We start from the raw sequence: 4,298 nt of genomic DNA, 5'->3' as shown, positions 1-4,298 counted from the left end.
GGACAGCTGGGCCGGGCGCGAGCGGTTCGAACACTGGCTCGCCTCCAACAAGGTCGTCATCTTGACCACCGATCCCGACTACAAACACCCCGCCTACATCTTCAACGAACACCACGGGCACTGGGTCGGTGGCACCTGGTACTCCAACGACAGCTACCTGATGCGCGAATGGGCCAGCGCCGACACCGACTACATCGGCTTCTGCGAACACTGCGGCGAATTCGAAGGCGATCCCTTCGGCCCCCACTGTGGATACTGCGGCTACTGCGCCGACTGCGCCCACCCCTTCCCCCGCTGCGCGTGTCCGCAATTCGACGGCACGGACCGCTACGCCGACCTGTTCGGCCTGCCAACCCACTGAACCTGCCCGGCCCCCGATCACCTCGCGCGCCCGCCACCACTCCGCAGGCGCGCCCGCATCGGTCATGAGAGGAGCTGTGCCCGTGTGCGCGTCCACCGCACAACCGTTGAGTCGCGACGACACCGTCACTGTGTTGCTCGACGCGCTCGAACCGTACATCGCCTCGGCGCGGCATGCGCTCGGTGTCGCGCACGCAATGGCCACGGTCGTCGGCGGTGAGCCCCTGGATCTGCTCAACCACGCCGTCGCCGACTACCAGCGTCGGGAAAAGCTCGTGCGCGCCGCCTCTCGCGCACTGCGTGCGTTCACTTCTCCAGGCTCGGCGAGCTGAAAGGCGTTGATGTGCTGCCTATCCCGGGCGCTGCCTCAGTAGCTGTCGTGGCCACGGACAGGGACCGCAAGGCAACGACGATGCTCTCGGCCAGCCGGCCCGACTCACCGCAACACGCCCGCCGCTCCTCATTTGCTCCTCCCCCCTTTTTTCGATCCGAATGGAGGTACCCGATGCCCGACTCTCCCGGCGCCCCCGCCGGCCTGGTTCCAGTTCCGCAGCGTCTGGCCGAGGCGCCGGTCTCGGCGGGCATGGTCGTGCCCTACATCACGATGACCCACCGCGACCCCGGCAAACCGGTGTGGGGCGCGGTGAACCCGGCGCGGCTGCAACAGATCTGGCTGCACAGCCTGTGTCAAGTGTGCGGACAGCGTCTCGACGGTCCCTGGGTCGTGGTCTACATCAGGCCGCAGGACTACCTGCGCGGCATCGGCCCAGAACCCGCTCTGCACCCCGAGTGCGGCCTCTACTCGAAACGGACATGCCCCATGCTGGTCTTCCGTCGGTTCGCGAATTCCGAAGGGCGCGCTCACCGGAACCGAAGGACCGGTGGGTTGTTTCAAGCTAATCGATCTGTGGGTTCGGGAGCTGGCTGCACCGTAGACAGCACGGGTTGCGTGCACTCCGGCATGGGGACGGCCATGATGGGAACTATGAAGGATGCGCAGTCGCGAAAGTTCGCCTCGTATCGGGACATACCCGGGGACATCGACCTGATCAGCGATAACGGCGGTGACACATGGGGTCGCAACGGCCAGATCGCGGATGTGGATGGCTGGCCGGAGAACAACTACTTCGCACCGTTCACCGACGCCTCCGCCCCACCGATCAGGTATGCGACCATTGCGTAACGGAACAGAAGACCTGATCAGCGGCCGTCGTCGGAGTCGAGGTTGATCGTGGTGTGAGAAGGGTGCATGGTGGTAGCCGTGTCCGAGGTCTCCGAGGCTCGCGTCGCCGCCGACGCAACAGCCAATGACGAGTTGCAGGCGCCGGCGCCGCGGCCGTGCCAATCGTGCCCCTATCGGCGCGATGTGCCGGGCGGAGTGTGGGACGCGCAGGAGTACGAGAAGTTGCGTGCCTACGACCGCGACATGGCCGAGCAGCCACCCGGATTATTCCAGTGTCATCAGACCGACGCCGACAGCGACCTGCGGCGGCTATGTGCCGGATGGGTCGGCTGCCACGGCGACAACTTACTGGGCTTGCGGTTTGCCCTGGTGCAGGGCCGTATCAGCGGTACCACATTTCAAGCGGCGATCGACTATCGATCACCGGTTCCGCTGTTCAGCTCCGGCGACGAAGCGGCCGATCATGGGCAAGCCGGTATTCACCGGCCGAGCCCGGATGCGGTGCGCGCGATCGCCAAGATCTGTCGGCACCGGTCCGACCTCCGTTGAGGTGGCCCAACGTCGGGAACCGCACGTTCTGATCTCAGGCGCTTCGTCTAGACAGTCAGTGACCTTCGCGCCGACATCTGTCATCTCACCGACTTTCCGCTGGCGACTCGCCGATCATCCGGCACGGGCCCGACCTACGGCCGCCGCTGACGCCCTCATGTCGCCGTCCGGTCGGATCTGCGGATCTGGTTCCTAATCGGCGCCAGACTGTTGTACCCGTCCGGCGTCGATATAACGTTGCGCCGCACCGACACTCAGTCCGAACAGGTCGCAGATTCTGCGGACATCACCGTCAGTCGCGCGGACTTCGTCAAGGATCCTGTCTGCACGGAGATCCTGCGCACGGCAGCCCAGGCATGAGTTGATCCAGTTGTAGGTCACCGCGCCTGTGCGGTTCGCGGTGACTTGGTTGACGAACAAATGGGGGTTCGCGGTCTTAGGCCATCGCTGGCCACGGTGATGCAGATACGCGGCGATACCGGCGCTGACGTGATCGGCCATGGGGATAGTTCGCCCGTCCACATACAGGCGGCTGTCACGGACGTCGGTCAATAGGATGTGGCGCAGTTGCCGTGGGCGTACGCCGTGAAAAACGAGCAGCGCTGCCAGTGCTGCTCTGGTCGGCTCGGGCGACTCGATCGATTCACGCAGCTGAGCTGGCGCGATCGTCATCGGGATCGTGTTCCGTGCCATGCCGCAGAAGATACGGCTGGTGGGGTCGGTGAATATCTGTTTGCGCGCCTTGAGAATTCGGAAGATCGATCGCAGCCCCTGCAGGGTGTCGACGCGGCGACGGCCACTGGCAGCCAGCACCGTGTGGATGGCGCCGCGGTCGATCTCCCGTAGCGAGGCGTGGTCGCCAGCCCACCCCCGTAGTACTGGCAGAGCTGAGGTGAGATGGTTGCGAATCGTGCGGTCGGCCCGCGGACGGCGCCGGGGTGGTTGCGAGCTCCCCTCACGCATCACTGCGAACCACACCCGTAACTCCGACGCCATCTCGTCGGGCAGCGCCGCGACTCGCGATTCGAACCAGGTGACGATCGCAGGGACATCGTCGTCTTCGAGGATGGCGGCGGTCCGCAACACATCCATGGTCGGCCCGGCCGGCAGCGATGTCTTTCGCAGCAATGCGACCTCGCTGGCCTTGATCGGTGCGCCCGGAGTGTCCTGAATCGCCAACAACACCCGCACCGCGCGTCGAACCGCAGAGGTGAGATCACCTGTCCAGCCATAGGTCTCAGCGTGTTCGACCACAACGGCTTCCAACGCGGCGGCAAGATCGGGAAACGGGGGTTCCGGTGCCTTGTCCAGGCGACTGCTGTCGCGGACCGCGTCGAACAGCGTCAGTTGGCGATGGTCGGCGAGTCGGAATGCGCGCGGTCGTGGGCGGGCTCGTGATCGTGTCCGAATCGGCCTCGTTTTCCATCGGCGCAGAGCAGGTGGTGTCACAAGGGCGAGCTTGTGTTCCAGGTCGCTAATGAACAGCTGGTGCCCGACAGCCAGCGCTTCCGGGTTAACCAGACCGTCGGCGGCCCACGAGTTGGCACGTGCTCGGCGCCAACACAGTCGGCACAAGCCGGAGCCGTTGAGCGACTGGACCTTCCCGCAACCCGGGCACAGACGCTCACCGGGATGGCGCCGCCGCCAGTCACGGCACGCGTTACACACTCCGCTACCGGTTTTGAACAATCCCCACGCACAGCAGTATGGGCACGAGTCGCCGAAATCCGGCGCGTATTTGTGGCAGCGCTGACACAGTCCCCCCGAGTAGTACAGCGACGTGGAACCACACCTGCGGCACGGCGGCGGGATCCGGGTTCCTCGCGTTCGGCAGCCATAGCAGTACTTGGCCTTCGCATGCGCAACCGGACGCAGGCCACATCCCGGGCACGTGCGCGGTTGCGGCGTTCTCATGCCGGCGGAAGGGTGCGGTTGCGGCCCAGCCGAGGCGACCTGCCGGACGAGGCCCGCACCTGTTCGGGTTTGCTCGGCATGCGCGCCGCAACGACATCGGGCTCGCAGATCAGCAAATCCGCGGGCGAGCAATTCAACACCGAGCAGAAGACATCGAGATCATCGAGCCTGATGCTGGTCGGGTTGCCGATCCACAACGCCGACATCTTGCCGGCGCTGATCTCCAACCCCGCCTCCGCCAGCCGGCGACGCATCTCCGTCGACTTCCAGATCCCGTTCTCCGCAGCCTTCA

5 protein-coding genes and 1 pseudogene are annotated in these 4,298 nt (G+C 65.2%); 4 read left to right on the top strand and 2 right to left on the bottom strand.

Translation table 11 applies throughout. From position 1 onward, the window contains the following. The 4 genes and pseudogenes from A5780_RS40905 to A5780_RS39095 form a co-directional block, all read left to right on the top strand. Positions 1–361, top strand: a pseudogene (locus tag A5780_RS40905) (hypothetical protein); the annotation flags it as partial. Between the two features lie 82 nt (positions 362–443). Continuing rightward, positions 444–692 (top strand): hypothetical protein, encoded by a 249-nt coding sequence (locus A5780_RS13000; protein WP_064908559.1) that lies wholly within the window; start codon positions 444–446, stop codon positions 690–692. Positions 693–739: 47 nt separating this feature from the next. Further along, positions 740–1,543 (top strand): hypothetical protein, encoded by an 804-nt coding sequence (locus tag A5780_RS12995; protein WP_231982932.1) that lies wholly within the window; start codon positions 740–742, stop codon positions 1,541–1,543. Between the two features lie 78 nt (positions 1,544–1,621). Continuing rightward, positions 1,622–2,092 carry a DUF6283 family protein gene (locus A5780_RS39095; RefSeq protein WP_227995632.1) on the top strand — a complete coding sequence of 157 codons (471 nt, stop codon included), beginning with the start codon at positions 1,622–1,624 and terminating at the stop codon, positions 2,090–2,092. A gap of 192 nt (positions 2,093–2,284) precedes the next feature. Here the strand turns inward: A5780_RS39095 and A5780_RS39090 are convergent, their stop codons facing one another. Together A5780_RS39090 and A5780_RS12980 are read right to left on the bottom strand one after the other, a co-directional pair. Next, entirely contained in the window at positions 2,285–3,541 is a 1,257-nt protein-coding gene (locus A5780_RS39090; RefSeq protein WP_128145643.1) for a hypothetical protein, read from the bottom strand. Positions 3,542–4,002: 461 nt separating this feature from the next. Continuing rightward, the gene (locus A5780_RS12980; RefSeq protein ID WP_082976450.1) at positions 4,003–4,260 is read right to left on the bottom strand and encodes a helix-turn-helix transcriptional regulator; all 258 of its coding nucleotides are present in this window, start codon (positions 4,258–4,260) and stop codon (positions 4,003–4,005) included. Positions 4,261–4,298 lie beyond the last annotated feature (38 nt).

This window comes from Nocardia sp. 852002-20019_SCH5090214 (assembly GCF_001665865.1).
In the GTDB taxonomy this organism is placed as follows: Bacteria; Actinomycetota; Actinomycetes; order Mycobacteriales; family Mycobacteriaceae; genus Nocardia; species Nocardia nova.
The sequence above is the reverse complement of the archived record's forward strand: the minus strand, read 5'-3'. Positions and strand labels throughout refer to the sequence as shown.

Excerpts from the sequence above, each read along its gene's own strand:
- A5780_RS12980 (WP_082976450.1), bottom strand. The coding sequence starts at position 4,260 with ATGCGTCGCCGGCTGGCGGAGGCGGGGTTGGAGATCAGCGCCGGCAAG.